22 protein-coding genes and 2 pseudogenes are annotated in these 22,493 nt (G+C 60.6%); 8 read left to right on the top strand and 16 right to left on the bottom strand.

What is annotated here, in order from left to right; translation table 11 throughout:
- Positions 1-463 precede the first annotated feature (463 nt).
- On the bottom strand, positions 464-1,801 hold the full coding sequence (locus BB934_RS29225) for an ISNCY family transposase (protein ID WP_099508213.1): 1,338 nt from the start codon (positions 1,799-1,801) through the stop codon (positions 464-466).
- Positions 1,802-2,260: 459 nt separating this feature from the next.
- On the opposite strand from BB934_RS29225, the gene BB934_RS29220 reads away from it, so the two are divergent.
- Positions 2,261-2,896 carry a GntR family transcriptional regulator gene (locus BB934_RS29220; RefSeq protein WP_162299238.1) on the top strand — a complete coding sequence of 212 codons (636 nt, stop codon included), beginning with the start codon at positions 2,261-2,263 and terminating at the stop codon, positions 2,894-2,896.
- Positions 2,897-3,072: 176 nt separating this feature from the next.
- A complete protein-coding gene (locus BB934_RS29215; protein ID WP_162299237.1) occupies positions 3,073-3,480 on the top strand; it encodes an Ldh family oxidoreductase in 408 nt (135 codons plus the stop codon).
- Between the two features lie 38 nt (positions 3,481-3,518).
- Here BB934_RS29215 and BB934_RS29210 read toward each other — a convergent pair whose 3' ends face one another.
- Positions 3,519-4,217: an IS6 family transposase gene (locus BB934_RS29210; protein WP_099513450.1), complete on the bottom strand. Its 699-nt coding sequence runs from the start codon at positions 4,215-4,217 to the stop codon at positions 3,519-3,521.
- Positions 4,218-5,395: 1,178 nt separating this feature from the next.
- Between BB934_RS29210 and BB934_RS29200 the strand changes: the two genes are divergently transcribed.
- Positions 5,396-5,620, top strand: coding sequence for a response regulator transcription factor (locus BB934_RS29200; protein WP_099513448.1), 225 nt, complete (start codon positions 5,396-5,398; stop codon positions 5,618-5,620).
- Between the two features lie 132 nt (positions 5,621-5,752).
- Here BB934_RS29200 and BB934_RS29195 read toward each other — a convergent pair whose 3' ends face one another.
- Together BB934_RS29195 and BB934_RS29190 are read right to left on the bottom strand one after the other, a co-directional pair.
- Positions 5,753-6,160, bottom strand: coding sequence for a hypothetical protein (locus BB934_RS29195; RefSeq protein ID WP_099513447.1), 408 nt, complete (start codon positions 6,158-6,160; stop codon positions 5,753-5,755).
- Positions 6,161-6,232: 72 nt separating this feature from the next.
- The gene (locus BB934_RS29190) at positions 6,233-6,931 is read right to left on the bottom strand and encodes an IS6 family transposase (protein WP_099513446.1); all 699 of its coding nucleotides are present in this window, start codon (positions 6,929-6,931) and stop codon (positions 6,233-6,235) included.
- Positions 6,932-7,035: 104 nt separating this feature from the next.
- Between BB934_RS29190 and BB934_RS49470 the strand changes: the two genes are divergently transcribed.
- Both BB934_RS49470 and BB934_RS29185 read left to right on the top strand, forming a co-directional pair.
- Positions 7,036-7,362 carry a hypothetical protein gene (locus tag BB934_RS49470; protein WP_237050477.1) on the top strand — a complete coding sequence of 109 codons (327 nt, stop codon included), beginning with the start codon at positions 7,036-7,038 and terminating at the stop codon, positions 7,360-7,362.
- Positions 7,316-7,861, top strand: a complete 546-nt coding sequence (locus BB934_RS29185; RefSeq protein ID WP_237050476.1) for an IS110 family transposase — start codon at positions 7,316-7,318, stop codon at positions 7,859-7,861. Before BB934_RS49470 ends, BB934_RS29185 begins: the two co-directional genes overlap by 47 nt.
- Before the next feature lie 182 nt (positions 7,862-8,043).
- Here the strand turns inward: BB934_RS29185 and BB934_RS51075 are convergent, their stop codons facing one another.
- Positions 8,044-8,523, bottom strand: coding sequence for a hypothetical protein (locus BB934_RS51075; RefSeq protein WP_157934389.1), 480 nt, complete (start codon positions 8,521-8,523; stop codon positions 8,044-8,046).
- A gap of 329 nt (positions 8,524-8,852) precedes the next feature.
- On the opposite strand from BB934_RS51075, the gene BB934_RS29175 reads away from it, so the two are divergent.
- Positions 8,853-9,230, top strand: coding sequence for a hypothetical protein (locus BB934_RS29175; RefSeq protein WP_099513444.1), 378 nt, complete (start codon positions 8,853-8,855; stop codon positions 9,228-9,230).
- 340 nt (positions 9,231-9,570) lie between these two features.
- On the opposite strand, the pseudogene BB934_RS29170 reads toward BB934_RS29175, so the two are convergent.
- From BB934_RS29170 to BB934_RS29125, 10 genes and pseudogenes are all read right to left on the bottom strand, one after another.
- Positions 9,571-10,607, bottom strand: a pseudogene (locus tag BB934_RS29170) (IS110 family RNA-guided transposase).
- A gap of 341 nt (positions 10,608-10,948) precedes the next feature.
- A pseudogene (locus tag BB934_RS29165) lies at positions 10,949-12,145 on the bottom strand (mandelate racemase/muconate lactonizing enzyme family protein).
- Positions 12,146-12,169: 24 nt separating this feature from the next.
- On the bottom strand, positions 12,170-12,907 hold the full coding sequence (locus BB934_RS29160; protein WP_099513443.1) for an RraA family protein: 738 nt from the start codon (positions 12,905-12,907) through the stop codon (positions 12,170-12,172).
- A 25-nt stretch (positions 12,908-12,932) separates the two neighbouring features.
- On the bottom strand, positions 12,933-13,739 hold the full coding sequence (locus BB934_RS29155; protein ID WP_099513442.1) for an aldo/keto reductase: 807 nt from the start codon (positions 13,737-13,739) through the stop codon (positions 12,933-12,935).
- Positions 13,740-13,748: 9 nt separating this feature from the next.
- Complete coding sequence (locus tag BB934_RS29150) at positions 13,749-14,609, bottom strand: carbohydrate ABC transporter permease (protein ID WP_237050475.1); 861 nt, start codon at positions 14,607-14,609, stop codon at positions 13,749-13,751.
- Positions 14,606-15,463 (bottom strand): carbohydrate ABC transporter permease, encoded by an 858-nt coding sequence (locus BB934_RS29145; protein WP_237050474.1) that lies wholly within the window; start codon positions 15,461-15,463, stop codon positions 14,606-14,608. Before BB934_RS29145 ends, BB934_RS29150 begins: the two co-directional genes overlap by 4 nt.
- A gap of 68 nt (positions 15,464-15,531) precedes the next feature.
- Positions 15,532-16,749 (bottom strand): ABC transporter substrate-binding protein, encoded by a 1,218-nt coding sequence (locus BB934_RS29140; protein ID WP_099513441.1) that lies wholly within the window; start codon positions 16,747-16,749, stop codon positions 15,532-15,534.
- Positions 16,750-16,785: 36 nt separating this feature from the next.
- A complete protein-coding gene (locus tag BB934_RS29135) occupies positions 16,786-17,934 on the bottom strand; it encodes a mannonate dehydratase (RefSeq protein WP_099513440.1) in 1,149 nt (382 codons plus the stop codon).
- A gap of 18 nt (positions 17,935-17,952) precedes the next feature.
- The gene (locus tag BB934_RS29130; protein ID WP_099513439.1) at positions 17,953-19,128 is read right to left on the bottom strand and encodes a mandelate racemase/muconate lactonizing enzyme family protein; all 1,176 of its coding nucleotides are present in this window, start codon (positions 19,126-19,128) and stop codon (positions 17,953-17,955) included.
- A 9-nt stretch (positions 19,129-19,137) separates the two neighbouring features.
- On the bottom strand, positions 19,138-19,572 hold the full coding sequence (locus BB934_RS29125; protein ID WP_099513438.1) for a VOC family protein: 435 nt from the start codon (positions 19,570-19,572) through the stop codon (positions 19,138-19,140).
- A 117-nt stretch (positions 19,573-19,689) separates the two neighbouring features.
- Between BB934_RS29125 and BB934_RS29120 the strand changes: the two genes are divergently transcribed.
- Positions 19,690-20,493 carry an IclR family transcriptional regulator gene (locus BB934_RS29120; RefSeq protein ID WP_099513437.1) on the top strand — a complete coding sequence of 268 codons (804 nt, stop codon included), beginning with the start codon at positions 19,690-19,692 and terminating at the stop codon, positions 20,491-20,493.
- Positions 20,494-20,808: 315 nt separating this feature from the next.
- On the opposite strand, the gene BB934_RS29110 is transcribed toward BB934_RS29120, so the two are convergent.
- On the bottom strand, positions 20,809-21,723 hold the full coding sequence (locus BB934_RS29110) for a dihydrodipicolinate synthase family protein (protein WP_157934388.1): 915 nt from the start codon (positions 21,721-21,723) through the stop codon (positions 20,809-20,811).
- A gap of 118 nt (positions 21,724-21,841) precedes the next feature.
- Here BB934_RS29110 and BB934_RS29105 point away from each other — a divergent pair, with 118 nt between their 5' ends.
- Positions 21,842-22,489, top strand: coding sequence for an RraA family protein (locus tag BB934_RS29105; RefSeq protein WP_099513435.1), 648 nt, complete (start codon positions 21,842-21,844; stop codon positions 22,487-22,489).
- Positions 22,490-22,493: the final 4 nt, after the last annotated feature.

Below are 22,493 nucleotides of genomic sequence, written 5' to 3'. Positions count from 1 at the left end.
TTCGCGGCCGATCTTTATGGATTGGTCCAGCCAATTTTCTTAAAAAAGATAGTAATATCTGTAGTGTGTCAAGTGAGATTAGTTCAGCGTGGGGCGCTGGTAATGCGCCTGAACGATCGACTTTAGGCGACTAGGTTCATCATAACTTGCCCTTTCTGGATTTATCGGCAAGGGAGAGCGGCTACTGAGACTCGGCGGGGCCAACGAGCTTCAGAACATAAAGGAAGCCGCAACGATCCACCGTAGACTTTCGGCAGATCGAGTAGCCTAGCTAGTTTCCGTCCATAAACGTGCGCATTTCGGAGCATTTACAATAGGTTGTGCCGAGTTTGAGCGGCTTTGACGAGGATAGGCAGGGTGAAGAGCGCTGAGTGTCGACAAAAATGGTGTCGTGGGCGCGGTTAGGCGCACGTCCCGAGGGCCGACTGTGGCCGGCGTGACGCAATCGCGATGCCTGCTCGGTTCAGGTCGCTTTGAGGCGGGTGAAGAGAACGAGGTTATAGGCCACGACCGAGGACCAGACATAAGCCTTGAAATGATCGAGGCCGCGCCAGGTACAACGCGCCAAGCCGTAGGCGCGTTTGAGGCATGAGATGCCGGCTTCGATGCCGGCGCGGAAGTTGCGCAGCTTGCGATAAACCCACTTGCTTCTGACCATGTCCTCGATCCTGAGGCCGGCTTTCTTGTGGAAGGCCATGTCGCAGACGCCCCACGCCTTCGCTGTGGCCAGGTTGTTGCGCGTGGCGAAGCCGCCATCGGCTGCCGCCTGCCGCGGCGCTTGGCCATAGAAGGCGACGTGGCGCGCCAGCATCGGCAGCAAGCGGTCGCTGTCGGCCGGGTTGCCGGCTTCGATCACCAGATCGAGGATCATGCCACTCCTGCCGGTGGTCAGGTTGAGTTTGTGACCATACTCAGTGTCGCGACTGCCTTTGACGATGATATCAGCATGCTCTTCGAACAGGCTCACCACCTTCTCGTCGGCGGGGACCGGCTCGCCGGCCAACACCCGCCGCTCGCTCTGCCTGATGATGCGTTCGACCAACGCCCGATAGTGACGAACCTGGACCTGCCACAGGGCGATGAGCGGCGTGCTTGCCACGGCCAAACGCTCGCTCGCCTGCTCCAGATCGGCCAAGGTCGCGCGCGTGATGGCGATCAGCTCGCGGTAGAGCCGGACCCGATTGGGTCGACCGCGCGTGAACTGGATCTTGTGAGCGCGCTTCTTGGCTGCGCGGCAATGATTGCGCCATGAGCCGGCGCCGCCGACCAAGGAATCGGCCCGCTTCAGAAGGCGCACCATGATCCGCACAGCATCCCACAGCAGGCTGCTGTCGCTCGGCTCGTGCATGAGCGCCGAGGTCACCGTGCTGTCCAGCCGAACCGCCGCACCGTCTTCGAGCTTCGCCTGCCGAGCGACCGACAGCAGGGCCCGATTGATCTGCTCCCAGGTCTCGGGCCGGATCGCGCTGATCGTCTTCTGCAGCACCGACTTCTGCGGGCTCCACGACCACGGCAGTCGGGCAAAGGCGCGAAATGAAGCGGAGTCCTCGAGGTGGAAGGCCAGCTCCTGGTAGCTCAGTTGCCGGTACTGCTTGAGGATCGCGCAGCGCAATACGGCTTCGGCTGGCAGACCTTGCCGTCCGGTCGCCTTGATGCCGCCCCGACACAGGTCTCGCGCCACCACGGCAAACAGATCGCAATGCTCATCCAGCCATTGCGACATCGCCTTCAACTCGCAGCCGATCTCGTGCGTGGCGAAAAGATCGAATATGCTGGCTTGGACGGTGCGTTCTTGGCGCATTGTCGGCTCCGGCGGTGGCAGGGCTTTGGACTTAGTGGCATGATCCAAGATACCTGAAACCGCCGGGCCTTGCTCGCGCAAAGATATGATTCACGTAATGAAATCAAACGTTTGCCGTTTGTGGACGGAAACTAGCTTGATCCTGCACCCCTCACCTACAGTGAAGTATGTAAGTTTCATTCCGGGTACTGGGCCCTTATGCGAGCAGGGCTTAGGCCTGATCGGCATACAACGTATCTGATCCTTAGGACAGCTTATCAGTGACAGACCACATAGACACTCTGCCCTGTTTCCTGGACTTTGAGGAATAGGTTGCGAGCATCCCATCTTAATCCGACTATAGCGCCTGAGGTATGTAACTGTTAACACTCCCGCACCATGCAAGCACCCGACAAGAATAGTAAATATACGTTCCTTTCTCGTCTCGAGCATCGACCCCGCGGAAGTACTTTGGAGCAGGTGGAACAGTCGCTGCGAACCTCTATCATTTCCTTGGATTTCGCTCCAGGCGAATTGATTGACAAAAGAGCCGTCTGCGCCAGACTTGGCGTTTCGATGTTTCCCGTTTCGGAGGCGCTCGCGCGCTTAGCCGTAGAAGGCCTCGTTGAGGTTTTGCCACAACGCGGCACCCGAGTAACTCGAATACATCTGCGTGCGATCAGGGAGTTCATGCTAATCCGACAAGCTTTGGAGGAGCTGGTGGCTGCGACAGCCGCTCTCCATCTACCACCTTCTGGGTTGGACGTACTTCGGAGTAATCTGAAGGCCCAAGAGCAAGCTGTTGCGCGAATGGATCCATCGGGATTTCATAACCTTGACTTAGACTTTCATAACACTCTGGTAGAGGCCCTGGAGCTTCCGCGGATTGCAGCGATCATTGAGGTATCCCGTGCTAACATTGATCGAGCTCGTCGCCTTCTCTCTTCGCCGCGTCGGCATATGGCTACCCTTATTGAACATCGCGAGGTGCTCTATGCCCTTGAGGCTCGTGACGCTGAGGCAGCACGACGCGCTATGAAGACCCATTTGGAAGCTGTCATGGAGGAGTTGGAGCGTGTGTCATCTCAGAACCCTAAGATCTTCACGCCGGAATAAGGGAGCTGCACGTTTGCTGCGGCTGTTTTCGCTTGCCTGACATCCGACGATGCCTCGCATGTGACGGGGCAGAGACTTTGTGCTCGCAGCGGAGTTAGCCTCTTCGCCGATTTTTCGGTCAACCGCGCGTCGTAAACAGGCGGACTCCCGAACACGCGAAATCAAAAGAGATTGATGTGACAGACCTTATTATTGCTCCATGGGACCAGCTTGAAACCCAAACTTTCGCCGGACTTCGGAGCGCCGGTGCCGACGAAGCTTCAGCCGGTGCAGCTACCCGTGCCATGCTGCACGCGTCGCGCCTTGGGGTCGACAGTCATGGGGTCCATCTTGCACTACATTATGCCCGCGTGCTGCGGAGCGGACGTGTCAATCCAACGCCAAAGATGCAGATCCGCCGCACGGCCTTAGGCTCTGCCGTTCTCGATGCCGACAACGGCCTCGGTCATGCCTCCGGTTATGCGGCAATGGAGCTGGCCTGCAGCTTGGCGAAAGAAGCCGGGGTTGATGCAGTCGGGGTGATCAACTCGTCCCATTTTGGCGCGGCCGGTGCCTATGCGCTTGCTGGGGCTTTGTTGCATTAACTTGAGAAGGGTAAATTGAATCCAGTCGCATGGGTCACTCAGGCCGCGAGACCGAAGAGCTGGTTGACGAGACGGTTTTCGCCTGTCACGCCACGCTGTGCCAGGCCGCAATGGCCGCGGCGGATCATCCGCATCACCTCGAAGCCCTTCAGGGTCGCAGCGGCGGTTCTCATCCTCTGGAAGCCGCGGGTCGGCCGGATCACACGCTTGAGCGCACCATGATCCGCTTCGATGATATTATTGAGATACTTCGAGGTGCGATGCTCGACATGTTTCGACAGCAGCCCTTCGCTTTGTAAGCGTCGGATGGCCTTGGGATACGACGCCAGTTTGTCAGTCGTGATCGAGGATGGTGGATAGTCGCTCACCGTCCTCAGGGCTTTGCCCAGGAAGCGATAAGCCGCTCCGGTATCGCGCCGTTCGGACAGCATGAAGTCGATCAACTGCCCATGCTTGTCGACCGCACGAAACAGATACTTCCATTTACCGCCGACCCGCACATAGGTCTCATCGACGCGCCAAGATCCAGACCGATGTCCCCGGTGGCGGCGAACCCGTTTCTCAAGCTCCGGTGCATACCTCTGGACCCATCGGAAAATCGTGGATGGATCGACCGCGACGCCGCGCTCGGACATCATCTCGGCGAGGTCGCGATAGCTGATGCCGTACTTGCAGTACCAGCGCACGCATAGAAGGATTATCTCAACCGGAAAGCGGCGGCGCTTGAACAGGGACAACAGGACGACTCCTCACATAGCCGCCCTATCTATAGCGCCAAGGTTAATGCAACGATGCCTCATATCATGCTGTAGAACCGCAGCATTCGCTCATAGATCTCCACAACCTCTCCGCTGCTGGCTTCGGTTATATGCCCAACGCCGCCGTCAGGATCAGGGCCAAGTGACGAATGGGGTAGTACCCGAGCAAGAGCGCCGCCAAGGCCAGAAATGCTCCAAACAGAAGGTCGTCCACCTTCTGTCGAAAGGCCGGGGCGGCTAATCTATCATGCCGCTCTGACAGGTAGACCCAACCTGCAACCAATGTGCCTAGCATGACAGGGAATAGGAGCCTGGACATTAACCCACCGCGAGACGACGACAGTAGCCCTCGAGCAAGGAGTGCCAGAGGGGCTATCGAAGTATGCCATAGAACCGCAGCATCCGCTCATAGCCCCCCAACAGGACGACGCTCTGTGTACTTTCGTGTGGGTTCGATGCTGTTTCTCGGAAATGGGTGCCTTGGACCAAGCACGGACGCGGAATAACACTTAAGGGCCACCTCGCGGGAAGGACCCAAGCGTCACGACCTGTTAGAGTTAGACAAGGCTCCTCGTATGCGAATGCCATCGACTAGCGCGGGCGGTCTCGAATGACCAATGCTGAGCATCATTAGGGGCCACGCAATCATGAGCCATGAAGTCATCTATATTGAGCAAATCCTCCCACGGGCTCAGAATGCATCTTCGTATGTAACGACCGTTCTGGTCTGCCAGAACGCTCGTCCGCTGCGGCATCAGCCATCTCCTCTCAGGAACGCACTTCGTCACCTCAGAAGAAACCCTTGACCATTCATCCGGCCTGCCTGTCCTCTACCTCATCTATACGGACAAGGTGACTGACGAAGTGACCGCGACTGTCGAGAGGCTAAAGGCGCGATGCCTATCCGCTCGGGTGGTTCTCCTGACCGGCCACATGGAACCCGCAGCCATAGTGCCGGCCTTTCAAGCAGGCTTGGATGGGCTTTGCTCGACGGCGATGGATAGCGAGCCTCTGATCAAGGCGCTGGAACTCGTAATGCTCGGCGAATCCTTTATCCCGGCTGCTGCGGGCATCGCTTTGTTCCAGCAGAGGCAAGCTCGCCTTCAGGCTCACGCTGGAGGGCCAATTGCGCCAGTGTCAGCCCATGATTTCCTTCTGTGTGCCATCTTTCGGGCCGAGAGGCTCAGATCCTACACTGCCTCACCAAAGGAGCGTCAAACAAGCTGATTGCCCGTGAGCTTGGAGTGGCTGAAGCTACGATTAAGGTTCACATCAAGGCGATCCTGAGAAAGGTGAAGGCTGCCAACCGGACGCAAGCAGCCATGTGGGCCCAAAAGCACCTGAACCGCATGGCGAGCGACGCACTCACTGCTGCTGAATAGTGCGGCGCCTGTGCGGTTCAAGCAGAAACCCCGCTCGGGGTAGAGCCGAACGGGGCTTCCTGTTGCCTCAGCCTGATACGCAACGCAGGCTAGGCTCTTTATAGCGGCAGGGAGTAAACGGTCCGTTGTCGCCTATGCATCGCCTCCGTGCAGATCCAGCACGTCGAGGATGAGAGAAAGGCCGATGATGTGGCCGGTCTCAAATCGCTCCTCGAGGGCGTGTTCCAGGTCGTCGACCGTTGAGACCGTTGTGGGATCTAGCGCTGCCATCCGCGCCTTTACGAGCATTCCCTTGGGCGTTTTCGCCCGCATCCGGACGATCCGCCCTTCCAGCTCATGCAGATCCGCTACGGCCTCGCGAGCGGCTTCGTCCGCCTCTTCAAAGCCGCTCTGTTCCCGTGCTGCCCGCGTGTCAGCAAGGTACTTGTCCCAGACGGCAACGATTTCGTCTGCTCGGGCTTGAGCCTCCGGCCACAGCTCCAGCGCCGTCTTGGTCCGGTTCTCTCCTCTTTCGGGGGCGGGCTGTTGAACCCCTCTCATGATGGGCTTGCGTCGAAGGGCACTGTTGCAGCAACTTGAAAAGGGCACAACGAACCTCGTGGGACTGGCCGCTCAGGCAGCAAGACCGAAGAGCTGTTCGACGAGACGGATTTCGCCTGTCGCGCGACGTTCCCGATGGATACAATGTCCGCGGCGGATCATGCGCATGATTTCAAAACCCGTCAGGGTCGCGGCGGCGGTTTTCATGGTCTGGAAGCCGCGTGTCGGACGGATCACGCGCTTGAGCGCACCATGATCCGCTTCAAGGATGTTATTCAGATATTTCGAGGTGCGGTGTACCACATCGTTCGGCAGAAGCCCTTCGTCCTGCAGGCGCAGGATTGCCTTGGGATACGACGCCAGTTTGTCGGTCGTGATCGAGGACGGTGGATAGTGACTCATCGCCTTGAGGGCTTTACACAGGAAACGATAAGCGGCGTTGGCATTCCGGCGATCGGACAGCATGGAGGCGATCAACTGACCGTGCTTGTCGACCGCGCGGAACAGGTATTTCCACTTGCCCCCTACGCGGACGTAGGTCTCGTCCACTCTCCAGGAGCCTGAGCGAGGTCCCCGATAGGGTCGGATCCGCGTCTCGATCTCCGGAGCATAGCGCTGAACCCAACGGAAGATCGTGGATGGGTCAACAGCGACACCGCGTTCGGACATCATCTCGGCCAGATCGCGATAGCTGATCCCATACTTGCAGTACCAGCGCACGCACAGCAGGATGATCTCAACCGGGAAGCGACGGCGCTTGAACAGAGACACGGGAGCGGATCCTTGATGAACGGCTCCTCGCTATACGGCCGAGGTTAATGCAACATGGGGTTATTCCGGGCCTGGTGCCCTTTGACGGCAAACTGAGGTCTGGTGTGATCAGGCTCAAACTGGAAGCCAACGGAGAGTATCCTCATGAAGCAGTATGTCGGATTGGATGGATCGCTGAGCAGACAGCAGTCTGCATCATCGACGAGCATGGGAAGCCGCTCTGGCGCGGCAAGTGCACCTCGACGCCAGAGGCCATTGCCGCTGTCGTTAACGCGAGAGCGCCGCATGTGGAGCGGATTGGCCTGGAAAGCGGCCCGTTATCGACCTGGCACTGGCACGAGCTGACAAAGCTTGGTTTACCTGTGATCTGCCTCGATGCGCGTCATGCCAAAGCCGCACTCTCTCCAGGTGAACAAGACCGATCCCAATGATGCGCTTGGGCTAGCACAGATCGTGCGCACCGGCTGGTATCGCGCAGTCACCGTCAAAAGCTTGGACAGTCAGATCGTCCGGAGCTTCCTCACCTCGCGTGCCCGCCTGGTCGGGATGCGGGTTGATCTGACCAACCAGATCCGGGGCGTGCTCAAGCCATTCGGTCTGGTCGCTGGGAAAGGGGGCGGTCAGCCCTTCATCGATCGTGTGCGGGAACTGGTCGCCGATGGCCCGCTCAAGGATGTCGTGGAGGCGCTCCTGACAGCCTTACAGGCCATCGGCCGGCAAATCGGCCTTCTCACCCGCCGTTTGATGGTTCTGGCACGCCAGGACCAAGCGGCTCGGCGGCTCATGACGGCTCCTGGGGTCGGCTCCCTCGTGGCATTGGCCTATATCAGCCTCATCGATGCGCCGGAGCGGTTCTCAAAGTCCTCGAGCGTGGGAACGGACAGCCGGCATGAGATTGTAGACCAGAAGATCCGCCGACTGGCGGAGTGATGTCCCTTGTCGGGACGAGGCAGCAGCCATCGCGCTGGCACTGTTGCGGCGACGCTTCCAGACACCCAGGATGAGGTCGACCGCGTATGCAACATGGCGAGGCTGAGGCTTCCGACCCCATCATGCGGCGGTGTCTGTCGACCGCGGAGAGAATCATGACCCGACAGGTGATACCAGCAGACCTAACGGAAAGGGCCATTCAAAGGGCTTGACCAGAATCCCCGGCATAAGAGAACAGAGCCCTCCACAGACCCTTTGGCAGGGCCAGCATCGTGTTGAGATCTCCTCTGGTATTGGCATCTCGGCTGATAAGCGCATGAATGCTGATATTTGCGAGGGTTTCCGTTCATGACGCCGGCATCGGCCGGATGATGTTGGGCCACTTGGAGACAAGGCTCGATCATCGCGTACTGGGCAAAGACATGTGTCAGGTCGAAGGGGCCAGGTCCTTGATGATCCTCATGTTCGCTACCGCGCCACGAGCGGCGGAAGGTCAGGGTCCGGTCGACCTTGTTCTTGATCCAGATGAGCGCATCTAGAACCATCGGGTCGCAATCGTCGAGATCCACCTCGAAGGTATCACGGCGGGTTATCGTCGGAGTCAGGGTGTAGCGATAGATTTCGAATGCGTTGACGCGCTCGGCCCCGGCGGGCGTTGGCACGCCTTCCCTCGCCCGATACGGGATTCCGGGACGACGCCGAGGTTTCGCGGGGCGGGGAAACCGCTTGAGCAGGGTCGTGCGAGGCACCTGATCGGAGGATCTGATAATCATCATTCACCCTTTCGCCTCCTCTTTGATTACGGGCCGGGAAAATGGGCCGAAGACCCCGAGCTGCCCCCTGAACCCAAAGGTAGCTTGGCCTGGTACGTCGCCAGCCTGAATTGTGGTGCTCCCCGGCCTTTGCAGCGTTGTTGAGATGGGTTCGCGTCCTCGGCTGGAATGGCCGATGTAAAGCAACTTCGCACCATCCTGTTTTGGAAGGCCTCCATATGACCCATGACAAGCCAGAATTCCCAGACCCCTCGGAACAGCGCCGGATGGCGCTTTCAAGGTGGGAGAACGAGGGCGGCGCAGGACCCCGTCGCCTGCAAGAGGAGTTAACCTCCCCTGATGCGCAACCCGAGGTGCCTGACCTGACGAATGCCGAGCTGGTGCAGCTTCGCATTCGGGTGATTGCGCTGGAGAACCTGCTGATTGCGTTGCTCGCCAACGTATCCGATCGGCAGCTCGACCTTGCCCGCGAAATGGCGACCTACATCTCTCCAAGGCCAGGCTACACCCCGCACTCCCTGACCATTCATGCAGCATCTCAGATGGTTGATCTCATTGAGCGAGCTGGTCAGTTCCGAGGTGAAAAATCGTCATGAGCGCGTCAGCAGCAGAATCGTACAAGCGAACCCCAGTATCCGATGAAGCGTTGTCATGTCTGGATGGCGCCCGTTTGGCAATGTGATTGTTTTTGATGTTTACGCCTAGCGGGGCGGGTGCAGTCATGTCTCCGGCCTTTGCACGCGGTGCTGCATGACCCCAGGCCCTGATGTTTTACGCTGAAGCTGGTCCCTCTCAGGTTATCGCGCTTGGCTGACGCAAGACGATGCCACGGGTTTGCCAGATCCGGCGGTTCATGTCCGCTGTAGCTTCACATCATCTCATCATCACCGTGCCAACTGAGATGCCCCGAGGGGCGAATGGTTTTGAGCTGGTCGTCTATGTCGCCGACACGGCAGCTCCCGTGTTCCCGGGCTCGTACGCCGTGCCCCTGGCCATCACGGCCCAGGCGATCCGGGCCATCTTGTTGGCCAGCGCAACGGCGACCACCTTGAACGGCTTCTTGGCCAGGAGGCTTCGGGCCCAGTCAGCCAGGACCGTTCTGGTCTTGCCGGACTTCATGCTGTAGAGCGCCGCGTGCGCGCCGACGACCAGCAGCTTGCGCAGGTGCCGGTTGCCCATCTTGGAGATGGAGCCCAGCCTCGCCTTGGCGCCGGTTGAGTGCTGCCGTGGCACGAGGCCGAGATAGGCGGCAAACTCCCGACTGCCCTGGAACAGGCTGGCGTCCGGGATGCTGGAGGAGAGACAAGAGGCCACAATCGGGCCGATGCCCGGAATGCCGGCGAGCCTCGTGCTGACTGGATCGCTGCGATGGGCGGCCAGAATGGCCTTGTCGAGCTTGGCAATCTGCGCCTCGATCCCAACCAGCATCGCCGCCAGAGGCTGGAGTGCGACCCGAGCTGTGACGGGAAGATCGGGACTGGCGTTGTCATGGATCAGGGCAATCAGTTGGCGCGTGTTGCGAGCCCCTTGTGCTACCACGATGCCCAGCTCCGCAAAGTGACCGCGCAGGGCATTGATCAGGGCCGTCCGCTGCCCAATCAGGAGATCACGGGCTCCATGCAGCATGAGGGTGCTCTGCTGCTGCGGGCTCTTGACCGGGACGAAGCGCATCGATGGTCGTGTGACGGCCTCGCGTCCGCGGCATCATTCTTCTGTCGGCGCAGATAGGGTTTGACGTCGGCGGGCGGGATCAAGCGGATCTCATGGCCGAAGGCCATGAGCGTGCGGGCCCAGTGGTGAGCGGTTGCGCAGGCCTCCATCCCGATCAGGCAAGGCGGAAGGGTGCTGAAGAAGCCTGGGACCTGGCTGCGGCGCAGCGCCCTGCGCAGGACGATCTTTCCATTCCTGTCGACGCCGTGCAGCTGGAAGACGTTCTTTGCGATATCAACGCCGATCGTTTCAATCTCAGGCATGGAAGTGATCCTCTCCGGTTTTTGGACTTGCTCATTTTGGCACGTCCGACGCTGTTGGAGGGCGCCATCCACGACATCACGTTAACTTCGTGAAGCACAATCAGTAGCCTGCAAGTGCACTTTGATAGATACTACTTCCTGTGGATTGATAGGATAATGCAACAGAGTCCCTAGATCGGCCGCGAAGCCGCCCACGCCCATCATGAAGAGCAAACCGAGAGCTGGCCTGCGCGGCCTGATCAGGACGGTACACGATACCGGCGGACAACACTCGTGCGAAGTTTATGCTGCGAGGCAGAGTCTTATTGGATGACGATTTAGGTTCGAGCCGCTGTAATGCCTCAGTCGAAGAAGGCGGCATCATCCTCGGCAAGATAAGCCCTGGCGCGCACGGGGATTAGCTCGAAGCCCATTCCTGGCCGATCCCAGACCGCAATCATGCCGTTCTTCACGACCGGTGATGCCAGGCCATCAACGATGTCATGCCACCATGGGGCGTTGGCCCCAGGGTATTCGAAGGCAATGAAATTGTGAGGCAGCGTTGCGCAGACCTGAACCAGCGCGGCAAGGCCCAGCACACCATTGGCGGTGCCATGAGGGGCGATCAGCACACCGTGGAGATCGGCATATTCAGCAATCCATTTCAGTTCGGCGATGCCGCCGACATCGCAGGGGTCAGGCCCGATGACGCGCACGGCTTTCTTCTCGATCAGGTCCTTGAAGTTCTGCCGCAGATAGATCTGCTCACCGGTATGAATGGGGGTGGAGGTCGCGAGTGTCAGCTCCCGGTACATGTCTGCGTGGACATAGGGGATGTAGTCACCGGTGAGCATGTCCTCGAGCCACATGAGGTTGTAGGGCTCGACCGCGCGCGCGAAGCGGATCGCGTCAGAGAGCATCTAGCCAGGGCCGCAATCGAGGGCAAGTCCGACCCGGTCACCCAGTACTTCCTTCATCACCGCGACGCAGTCGATCGTGTGGATGAGGCCGCGCTCGGTGAGCACGCCCCTGTCGAGCGCACCATGAAAGTGCCCCAACTCGGGCTCGCCGTAGTAGTAGCCCGGCACCTCACGCTTCATGGGACTGTGGAACGAGATCGGCTGCTTCATGATGGTGAAACCCTCGGGCAGCGCCATCATGCGACGCACGTCCTCCGCGTAGTCCTGCGCACGGTGGCCCGTCATCGGGAAGCGCAGCGAGCCATTATAGACACGGACCTCATCTCTCACCTTGCCTCCCAGCAGCTTATAGACCGGCACGCCGGCAGCCTTGCCGGCAATGTCCCAAAGCGCCATCTCGATGGCACTCACGGCACTACCATAGGGCTTGAACGCACCGCGCTGGCGGATGCGCAGCATCACCCGCTCGACATTCGTCGGGTCGGCCCCGATCAGGGCCTCGCGAAAGGAGAGCACGTGCGGCTTGATGAATGCTTTGTGATGCTCGATCTGCGAATAGCCGCTGATCCCCTCATCCGTCGCGATGCGGATGATGGGATGGTCGCCGATGAGCGCGCATTTCAGGTCAACGATCTTCATGGTCGCATGGTCCCCACCAAGTCATCACGAGCCGCCCCGCGTTTTCCAGATGAGATATTCAGCCTCTGCATCGTCGCGCAGAGGGTAATACTTGCGTAGGTCCCCGCCCTGGGACAGGCGCAGCCGCGAGAACCCTTCCCATTCGGCATGTCGACTGCCGACCTCAATCACCTGTTCTGCCATGGCTGCGGGAACGACCACTGCTCCGTCATCGTCCGCTACGACAATGTCACCGGGCACGACAAAGGTGTCGGCGCAGGCGATGGGCACGTTGACCGCGAAGGGAAAAATATTGGTCTGCGCGTGGAAATTGGGCGTGACCCCACGGACCCAGAGGCCGATGCCGAGATCCCGCGCCTTAGCAGAGTCGCGGATGCAGCCGTCGATCACCACGCCCTCGCCGCCGAGGCCGGCAAAGTAGGTAAGCATCATCTCACCGAAGATGCCGCTGTCCATGTCGCCTCGCGCATCGACGACGACCATGTCGCCTTTTTGCGCGTGGTACAGCACATGTCGGTGGAGCTGCTTCTCCGGATCGTCATACTCTGCGGAACCGAACTGGTCCTCGCGCATGGGCATAAATTGCAGCGTCAGCGCGGGGCCAGCCGAGATCCTGCCGGTGGTCAAGGCGCGCGGCCCGGTGATCGCAGCATTGCGGATGCCGAGATTGCGCAATTCGCCTGAGATGGTCGCAGTGCCGATCTCCCGCAGTGCCTCGACGAGACGGTGATCGGGACGCTGGATGTCCGGCGTATGGGTCATAACGGGCTCCTGTCGGATAGACGGCTCAGTCATCCCAGGCGGGCGACTTGTCGGGGTTGATGCTGCGTTCACCGCGGTGCAAAGCGCGAATCGCCTGCATGTCGTTGCTATCCAGCGTCACAGCGCGGGCCTGCCAGTTGGCGCGTAAATTGACCTCGTTGGCAGAGGCCGGAATGACCGCATGACCTTCCGCCATCAGAAAGGCAAGCGCGGCCGCTGAAGCCGCGACGCCATGCTTCCCACCGATGCGTTGCAGCACAGGATCCGACGCTACAGCGCCTTGGCAAAGCGGCTGGTAGGCAGTCAGCGTCAGGTCTTTGCGTCGCGCATGGGCAATCAACTTCGGCGCCTGCATATAGGGATGGATCTCCACCTGGTTGGTGGCAATGGCGCCCTTCCCAAGCAGCCGCTCTGTGCGTTCCAGAAGCGCAATGGGGAAATTCGAGACGCCGATCAGTCGCGTGTGTCCGCGGCGCTGCGCCTCGGCCAACGCCAGCATGTAATCCTCGAACGGGACGGCATCATTCTTGCTAGGCCAGTGGATCAGCAGCAGGTCAACGGGTCCGAGGCCGATTGTCTCGAGGCTGCGCTCGACGCTGTCGATGAACTGCGATTTTTCGAGATTTGTGTCCGCGACCTTGGTGGTGATGAAAATCTCCGAGCGCGAAACGCCGCTGCGGCGCACGGCCTCGCCGACGCCAGCTTCGGTGTCATAGCTCTGTGCCGTGTCGATATGGCGATAGCCGATCTCAAGCGTCTTGAGGATGGCGGCAATACCGGCCTCGCCGGTGCGGCCGTATGTGCCCAGTCCGAGTTTAGGAATCTCTACCATGATATGACGTCACCCCTTAGTGGCTCCGGCGGTGAGCCCACCGACGAAGTGTTTCTGGAAAACGAGAAAGAGGAGCGCGATCGGGATCGTCATCACCATCGAGGCCGCCATCACGGCGCCCCAGTCCGTGTTGAACTCCGTCGAGAACTCCGCAAGCCCGATCGGCAGGGTCTTCACGCTCGAGTCGGTCGCGAAGCACAGGGCGAAAATGAATTCGTTCCAGGTCGTGATGAAGGCATAGATCAGGACCGCCACGATGCCGGGCAGCGACAGGGGCAGCGTGATGCGAAACAGGATGCCGACACGGCTCGCGCCGTCGATGATCGCAGCTTCCTCCAATTCAAGGGGAATGGCCTTGAAGTAGCTCGTCAGCATCCATACACTGAGCGGCAGCGTGATGATCATGTAGACGAGGATGAGGCCCCAATAGGTATTCACCAGTCCCAGCACCCTCAAGGTGATGAAGAGCGGCACGATGATCGCCGCCGTGGGCAAGAGCTGCCCGATGAGGATGCAGGCCTGCCAGAAGGACCTACCCCTGAACCGGAAACGGGCGAAGCCATTGGCGGCAAACACGGCAAGGATCAGGGCAAGGCCGGTGGCGCCGACCGAGATGATGATAGAATTCAGGAAGTAGCGCGGGATGCGGCTCTCAAACAGGACCTTGTAGTAATTCGCCAGCGTCGGATGATCCGGCCACCATTGCGGCGGGATGGTGTAGAGCTCGTTCAGCACCTTGATCGAAGACAAGCCCATCCACAGGAACGGGAACAGGCAGACAAAGATGAGCACCGAGCAGCCGAGGAAGATGGCCGGCCGGTTGAGGCCGGGCCGTCTCAAGGAGAGACCGATGGTCGGCGAGGGTCTCACGGGTTCTCCCCCGGCTGGTTGGCGAAAACTTTGATATAAGCCAGGACGATCAGCATCACGACACCAAAGAACATCACGCTTAGGGCCGCGGCCTGATTGAACTCGACGTTCTCGAAGGCGAGCCGGAAGATCTGGATCGGCGTGATCACGGTTCGGTTGGCAGGGCCGCCCTTGGTGATCGCGTAGATGATGGTAATGGCGTTCAGCGCCCAGATCACCAGCAACAGCGTGACGGCCGTGATCACCGGCCGGATCTGCGGTAGCATGATATGGCGCACCTCGTCCCAGTAGCTCGCGCCATCCATCCGGGCAGCTTCATAGAGCTCATGAGGGATGGACTGCAGACCGGCGAGCACCATGATCGCCACGAACGGGAAGAGCTTCCACACATTGATGGCGATCATTGCGGGCATCACCGTGTTCGAGCGGGTGAGCCAGCCCACTGGCTCGTCGAGTGCGCCCGTGCTCGTGAGCATGTAGTTGATGATCCCGAACTCAGTGTGGAACATCCATGCCCAAGTCGTGGCGGCGACGATCCCCGGGATCAGCCAGGGGATGAGGACGATGGAGCGCACGAGCGCGCGGCCCATGAAGTTCTGGTTGAGCAGGATCGCCGCCGCGACCCCCAACAGCACCTGGAAAAAGATGGAGCCCAAGACCCACCACAGGGTGTTCCACAGCGCCTGTGTGGTCACGCGCGGACGTAGCACGGCAGAGAAGTTCTGCAAGCCCGTGAACTGTCCCTGATCGTTCGTCACGCTCAGCCAGCCGGTGTAGAACACCGGGTAAGCGATGAGCATGAAGAGCACGATCAGCGCGGGCAGCGCGAAGACAAGACCCGTATTCGATCTCACGGCATGGGCTCCGGAGCTTCGGGGAGGTCCGGCCCTCTGAACGAGCCGGTCCCTCGCCTTCAGGACGGCTATTTCAGCAGGGCCTGGATCTCGTCATTGGCTTCGTCCATCGCCTTCTGGACGGTCTGATCGCCGAGCAGGATGCGCTGGATGCCGTCGAAATAGGCCTGCACGATCTTCACCCAGTTCTTGTGCACCGGGACCGGCCGCCCATAGGGCAGCATCTCGGCGAAAGGTTTCAGCATGGGGTCTTCGAAACGCGGCAGCTTGATCGCGGAGGTGCGGGCCGGGAACGTGTCCGTGTAGTAGGCCTGGTACTCGGTCGTGTTCAGAAACTGAACGAACTTCTTGGCCTCGGCCTGGTTCTTGGCGCTTTTCGGAATGACATAACTCCAACCGCCGAGAATGGCCGCGGTCTGCTTGCCAGCCGGTGCGGGGATCATCATCGCCCCGAGCTTGATGGTGGAGTTTTCCTTATGGATCGCCGGAAGATCGAACTGCCCGGACTGATAGGCCGAGACCGCGCCGGCAATGAAGAGGCGGCGCAGCGCCAGGCCGTCGTTCTCCAGCGTCGATTTCGGCGCGAAGCCCTGCTTGTAGAAGTTCGTGTAGAACTCCACCGCCTTGACCGCCTCCGGCGAGTTCACCACGGCCTTGGTCATGTCCGCCGAGATGATGTCGCCCCCATTCATCCAGATGAAGGGCAGCGAGCGGAAGATCGTGTTGCCGACCTCACCACCCCCTGTGATGCCAAAGCCGGAGCGGCCATTCTTTGTGAGCGCCTTGGCGGCGGCGGTCAGCTCGTCCCAGGTCTTCGGGGGCTTTTCGGGATCGAGGCCAGCCTCTCTGAAGTGATCCTTGTTGTAGATCACCCCATGGGTCTCGATACGGTAGGGAATGGCCCAGACCTTGCCATTCCAGCTCACGTAGTCGATCGCCGCCTTCACGTAGTCCTGCTTGTCCTGGATCGTGTCGTCGAGCGGGATGATCAAATCGCCCTGTGCATATCCATTCACCCAACCGTGCTGGACCTCGATAATGTCAGGGGCCGTGCCGGACCGCATGGCGGTAAGCACGCGCTCGGGGAGGCCGTTCGAGACCGTCACCTCGATCTTGATGTTGGTCCCGGGATTGGCGGCCATGAATTTCTGAGCGAGCGTTCGCGCCCGCTCCTCACCCCAGTTCGGGGCCCACCACACCACGTCGCCGGCCCGGGCGATCGTGGTCGTCGCCACCGACGACAGAACCGACAAGGCCAAGAAGCCTGCAAGTTTCAGCGATTTCATCGTTTCCTCCTGTGCCCCTCGATTTTGATGCCCCGGTTATGCCGTGGAGCGCTGTTGGTCCGAGGCGTTTCTTCTTTCTCCATGATGGGATCGCTCGGCGGACCAGGATGGTCCGAGCATGGGTGCGAGCCCGATCAGGGCCTTCATGTATCCAACCGTGTAGGCGTGGCCGGCATGCCAGGGGGCGGCGCAGGCGAGTTCCGGCACGTGATCCGGCACGAGCACACCTTCGAAGTCCTCGTCACGCAGGATGCGAACGATCTCCGTCATGTCGACGTCGCCGTCATCAACGAAGGTCTCGATATAATTAGGCACATGACCGCGGACGTTGCGGAAATGAACATAGGCCAGCGCCTTCCGGCGAGCGTAATGGCGGGTGGCCTTGTAAATGTCGCAGCCGGGCATTTCCTGGAGCGAGCCGATGCAGAATTCCAGCGCATTGGCGGGACTCGGCTCCAGGGCGAGTAGCCGGTCATATTTCTCTGGACGGTTCACGAGCCGCGCCGTGCCGCGCAGGGTCTCGACCGGCGGATCGTCGGGATGGGCGGCAAGGCTTACCCCCGCCTCCTCTGCCACCGGCACGAGCTGCGCCAGGAACCAGGCGAAGCGCTCCCACAGCTCCGCCTCCCCCACCGTGACGGGAGCAGCGGCTGGATCGCCGTCACGGTAGCGCATGTTCCAGACCATGCCGTCCGGGATGGGCGTGTCCCGCTCCTCCTCGGCGAGGTCCATGACGACGGTCGTCGCGCCGCCGCGGGCCGCCCGGCGCCTGCGCCAGCCCCATACGCCAGCGATCGAGAAATTGTAGCCGATGACTGGGATGCCCGCCCGCCCTGCATCGTGCACCAATTGCTTGAGGCCCTCCATCTGTGCGGCACGGTTCGGGCCATCGAGCAGGATGTCGGACCAAAAGGATGGTGAGAAATTTTCCAGCGCGGCGATCCTCAGCCCGTGCCGCGCCAGCATGGCGGCGGCGGCGGCCATCCTTTCATAGTCCCATAGTGAAACCCTGTAGCAATCTTTGAGGATCGGCCCTACCGCCTCCCCCTGCAGATAGGGTTCTGCATCAGGACCGGCCGCGTAGTCGTTGAAATGAACGACCACGTCGGTCACCCCAAGCTGAGCAGCGAACATGGCGCCATCCTCGCTCAGATTGTCTCCGCTGAGAGTGAGGCCGACGCGCATCTGGGCAGTCTCCTTGGGCTAGAGTTGGGTCGTGTTCATGACGACGGCGCCGGTGGCCACACCGCTGAGATTGATGGAGCCATCGAAGAGCGGCACATCATGGGGCGCATAGGGGAAACGGGCGCACGCCTCCTCGTTGAGCTCGACGCCGAGGCCCGGCGCCGTCGGGGCGAGCAGATGCCCGTCCTCGAACACGAGCGTCTCCTTCACCAATTCCTTGCGCCAGGGGACATCGACGCTGACGGTCTCGAACACGGAAAAGTTCGGGATGGCGACGGCCGTGTGCAGCGTCATGGCGTTCATCACCGGCCCCACAGGGTTGTGAGGTGCAACGGGGATGAGATGCAGATGGGCCAGATGCGCGATGCGCTTCGTTTCGGCGAGGCCACCTGCATGCGACACGTCAGGCTGCAGGACGTCGACCGCCTTCTTGGATAGAGCTTCCAGAAAACGGGTGGGTTCGTACCAGCGCTCGCCCGAGGCAATAGGCACGGGTGAGTTCGCCCGCACCTCGGCGAGCGCTTCGATCGACTCAGGGGGCGTCGGCTCCTCGATCCAGGTCAGGTCGAAGCGCGCGAGCGCCTTACACATCGCGATGGCGGTCGGGACGTTGAGGCGACCATGGACGTCGAGCATCAGTTCGATGTCTGGTCCCACAGCATCGCGGACGGCCTCCACGATCGCAACTGTGCGGTTGCGTTGCGTCCTGTCCATTTCGAGATCGGACGCCTCGAACGGATCCCATTTCAGCGCGCGATAGCCCATGGCAACGCCGCGGGTCGCCGCGACGTGATAGTCCTCCGGCGTGCGTGCGCCGAAGAACCAGTGATTGGCATAGCATGCGACCCGATCGCGGTATTTGCCGCCTAGGAGCTCGAACACCGGCACGCCAAGCGCTTTGCCCTTGATGTCGAGCATCGCGGCCTCGACCGCGCCCAACGCGGTGCGGAACACCGCGCCCGTGCGCCAGTAGCTATCGCGATGGAGCTGCTCGACAAGCGCGTCCGATCGGAAGGGATCGCGACCGACGAGCCGGCGTTCCAACTCTTCCAGCGCGGCAGTGACGGCGAGCGTCTTCCACTCCAGCGTCGCCTCGCCGACACCGTCGATGCCTTCGTCAGTATAAAGCTTCACGAAGACGAAGTTCGTCCGCGAGACATTGGCCACGAAGGTCTTGAGGCCGGTGATCTTCATGGCGGGCGCCTAGCCGCTGGCCGCCATGCGAGCGATCGCCTTGGCCTGAAGGCTGTCGGGCATCATCTGCATCAGTTCGATGCGATGACCGTCCGGATCCTCAATCCAGGCCTGCCAGTTACCGTCCGCACCCATCTGCTTGTCCCTGATCAGCGGCACGCCTGCGGCGTCCAGCTCACGCAGCGCGACGTCGATATCCGCAACCTCGAGGCACATGTGGTTGAATCCCACCGCATCGCGCTCCGCCGCACGCTCGCCCACGCCCTCGGGGAACACCTCGAGGAACTGGGTATCGGTGATGCGCAGATAGAGCAGCCAGAGGCGGCCGTCCCGGTCGAGCCGCATCATCTCGCGCATGCCAAGCTTGCCAGAATAAAAATCGAGAGTGCGTTCCACATCCGTCACGCGGATGGCCACATGGGCGATCGACGACACTGTCAGCATCGGCATTTCCTCCGGCCAGGCAGCCGTTCGGGCGGCTTGCTCATATTTTGTTATTCAAATATGAATAGCTGAAATTCATATTTGCATCATCTTATGAATGGGCCAGATCGCAAGTCAATGAAGAAAACGAGGACCGTCGCACCCCGATGGGTGGATGCCGCAGCAATCCAGCATACCATTCCGGCCATCGACCGCATGATGAGCGTGCTATCTGCTCTCGAGGAGCAGCAGGATGGCGCCTCGATAACGGCACTGACGGCCGCTTTGGCGCTGCCCCGCAGCACGGTCTACCGCATCCTCAACACGCTGGAGGCCCATGACGTCGTCCAGCGCCATGGCACCGGGTCCTACCGGCTCGGACCGCGCCTGCGGACGCTCGCCTCCCGTGTGCCGTCCGACCCAGTTCAACTCGACCTCATTGCGCTGGCGCAGCCTTTCCTTGACAAGGTCGCCATCACAGCCGGACACAGCGTCAAGCTCTCGGTGCTTGATGGCGAGGGCGTGCTGGTGCTCGCTGCGGCGCAGGGTCGGCGGCCCTATGCATTGGGGGTGACACCCGGTCAGCGGATGCCTATCAATGCGGGAGCGGCCGGCAAGCTGCTCTTTGCGTTTGAGCCGCCCGAGAGGCAAGCCGAGTGGCTCTCTCGTCCTCTAGCCGCCTTCACCTCTCGTACCCTCACCGATCCGAAGCGCCTCAAGGCAGAGGCAACACGCATCCGCCGGCAGGGTTGGGCACAGGACCGTGGTGAGAGTGCGCCCAGCATCTACGCCTATGCGGCACCGATCCGGGATCGCGACGGACGAGTGCTTGCGGCGCTGAGCATTCCGTTCCTCCACGGCACTGAGTCAGAGCACGCCGAGGATATTCGCGTTACTGTGATCAGCCTGGCGAATGAGATCAGCACGGCATTGCCTGGCTGACATCCCTCTTGGACCGCACCCAGAGCGGATCATGAGCAGCTATACCACTACCTGCTCGGAGAGCGGCTGATCGTTGGCTATAAGGTCGTGGCGATGATCCGCAAGGGTCAAGTGGCGAGCGCGCCGGCAAACGACATAAAAGCTCAGAGTGACTTCATCGCTGCTCTTCTCCGCGCTGCTGCCTAACCTGATGCCCTGTCCGACCTTCGCTTGACCTACATTAGGGCTTGCAACCGAACCGGCAGAATGGCGGTCGTCTATATTCATCCGAAATCAGCCTCAGAGCCTTCCAACCGGACTAGCTGTGCTTGATCATCAGGGCAGGCCTTCAAGCCGTTGCAAGTCGCCAAGCAACCGCCTCATCTCTGACAGGCCAAACTCCGTTGGCGTAACCGCCGGCGCGCGGTCGATTACCTCTGGGAGCTCCAATCGTTCAGCCATAAACCGCTTGCCGTAGCACAGCAATGAGGGGATTGACCTGATCATGTAGACAATGAGCGGGAGAAGTTCCTTGTGAAGACGCTCGGCCTCCGCAAGCGCCTCCGGCGAACCCTCACGGAATAACTCGTAGATCCTCACCTGAATGGGGAGGCAATCAGGCGCGGGAATGAGTCCGGCCGCTCCAGCCCGCAGGTTCGAAAGATACTCAATCCCGCCATGCCCCGCAAAGACGGCAAGCCGCCCGTCCGTTCCCGCAATCAGGCGCTCCGTTTCAACTGCTGTCCCCTCGCCTTTCAGCACCGTGATGTTGGCGTGCTGCCGATGCAGCGACACCATGCCGTCCACGGAAAGCCAGACATCGAGGTTGAAGGGATTGTGTTGGATCGCCACTGGGCAGTCCAGTGCGTCAGCAACGCTCCCGAAGAACCGGATCAGCTCCGGCTCACCGCCACCCCGTGCCGGAGGCGGCTGCAGGATGACCCAGTCCGCACCTGCAGCTCGAGCTTCCCGCGCGAAGGCGATCTGACCCGCGATCGAGGGCTCGCCAACCGTCACCGCGAAGGGGACACGCCCTTGATTGAGTGCGCCCACGAGTTCCACGAGCTCCATGCGCTCGCGCACATCCATCTTGTTGACCTCGGTCACCAGGCCCAACGCCATCAGTCCGTGCGCGCCGGCACCGATGCAATGTTCGACCTGACGCCGCATGGCCTCTGTATCGAGCCGACCGTTGCTGTCGAAGAAGGCGTACAGAACGGGATACACCCCGTGAAACGCATGCTGACCCAAGGCTTCCTCCATTCTACAAAGGTATGATGTTAAACATCAGATGTTTGTTGCGGTGACCATCGTAGCGTGTCAGGATCCTGTCAAGCCCACCTCAGATGGGCTGGTTCAGGAGGAAAGAATGACATCCCTCGCGGATCGACTGCAGGAGTGCTACTCGGGCGCCGTCTATGATGTCATGCGCGATCTCGGCATGACGCCGCGGGTGCTGCCACGTAACCTCCTCGGTCTCACCAAGGACATGAAAGCAGCCGGCCCGGTCTTCACCGTACGCGGACGTCCGGACACGACGGTGAGCGCCCATGAATCCCTTTTGGCCTGGACAGGCCTGCTGTCAAAGGCTCCTGCCGGCCACGTCGTCGTGTGCCAACCGCAGGATGACGTTCGCGCGCTGATGGGGGAACTATCGGCCGAGACCCTGAAGCTTCGGGGTGTTCGCGGCTATATCGTTGATGGCGGTTGCCGGGATACGGGCTTCATCGAGGCGGAAGGCTTTCCAGTCTTCTGCCGCTACGCGACGCCCGTGGACATCGTGGCGGGGTGGATTCCCGAGGCATTCGACGAGCCGGTGACCATCGGCAACGTCGTGATCGGGGCCGGCGATTACATCCTGGCGGACCGGGACGGCATCGTCGTGATCCCGAGAGATGATGCGGAAAGCATCATTGCCAAAACCGAGGAAGTGATCCGTACGGAGTCCGCTCTGCGTCAGGCCATCCGCAACGGACAGGATCCGCAGCAGGCTTATCTCCAATACGGAAAGTTCTGACACG

This window comes from Microvirga ossetica (assembly GCF_002741015.1).
Classification (GTDB): Bacteria; Pseudomonadota; Alphaproteobacteria; order Rhizobiales; family Beijerinckiaceae; genus Microvirga; species Microvirga ossetica.
Note: the sequence above shows the minus strand (reverse complement) of the source record. Positions and strands in the feature narration are given on the sequence as shown.

Bases quoted from the DNA above. Each gene is read 5' to 3' on its own strand.
- BB934_RS29225 (WP_099508213.1), bottom strand. From the start codon at position 1,801: ATGCGCCAAGAACGCACCGTCCAAGCCAGCATATTCGATCTTTTCGCC.
- BB934_RS29195 (WP_099513447.1), bottom strand. From the start codon at position 6,160: ATGAGAGGGGTTCAACAGCCCGCCCCCGAAAGAGGAGAGAACCGGACC.
- BB934_RS29185 (WP_237050476.1), top strand. From the start codon at position 7,316: ATGCCAAAGCCGCACTCTCTCCAGGTGAACAAGACCGATCCCAATGAT.
- BB934_RS29175 (WP_099513444.1), top strand. From the start codon at position 8,853: ATGACCCATGACAAGCCAGAATTCCCAGACCCCTCGGAACAGCGCCGG.
- BB934_RS29160 (WP_099513443.1), bottom strand. From the start codon at position 12,907: ATGACCCATACGCCGGACATCCAGCGTCCCGATCACCGTCTCGTCGAG.
- BB934_RS29155 (WP_099513442.1), bottom strand. From the start codon at position 13,739: ATGGTAGAGATTCCTAAACTCGGACTGGGCACATACGGCCGCACCGGC.
- BB934_RS29140 (WP_099513441.1), bottom strand. From the start codon at position 16,749: ATGAAATCGCTGAAACTTGCAGGCTTCTTGGCCTTGTCGGTTCTGTCG.
- BB934_RS29135 (WP_099513440.1), bottom strand. From the start codon at position 17,934: ATGCGCGTCGGCCTCACTCTCAGCGGAGACAATCTGAGCGAGGATGGC.
- BB934_RS29130 (WP_099513439.1), bottom strand. From the start codon at position 19,128: ATGAAGATCACCGGCCTCAAGACCTTCGTGGCCAATGTCTCGCGGACG.
- BB934_RS29125 (WP_099513438.1), bottom strand. From the start codon at position 19,572: ATGCTGACAGTGTCGTCGATCGCCCATGTGGCCATCCGCGTGACGGAT.
- BB934_RS29120 (WP_099513437.1), top strand. From the start codon at position 19,690: ATGAAGAAAACGAGGACCGTCGCACCCCGATGGGTGGATGCCGCAGCA.
- BB934_RS29105 (WP_099513435.1), top strand. From the start codon at position 21,842: ATGACATCCCTCGCGGATCGACTGCAGGAGTGCTACTCGGGCGCCGTC.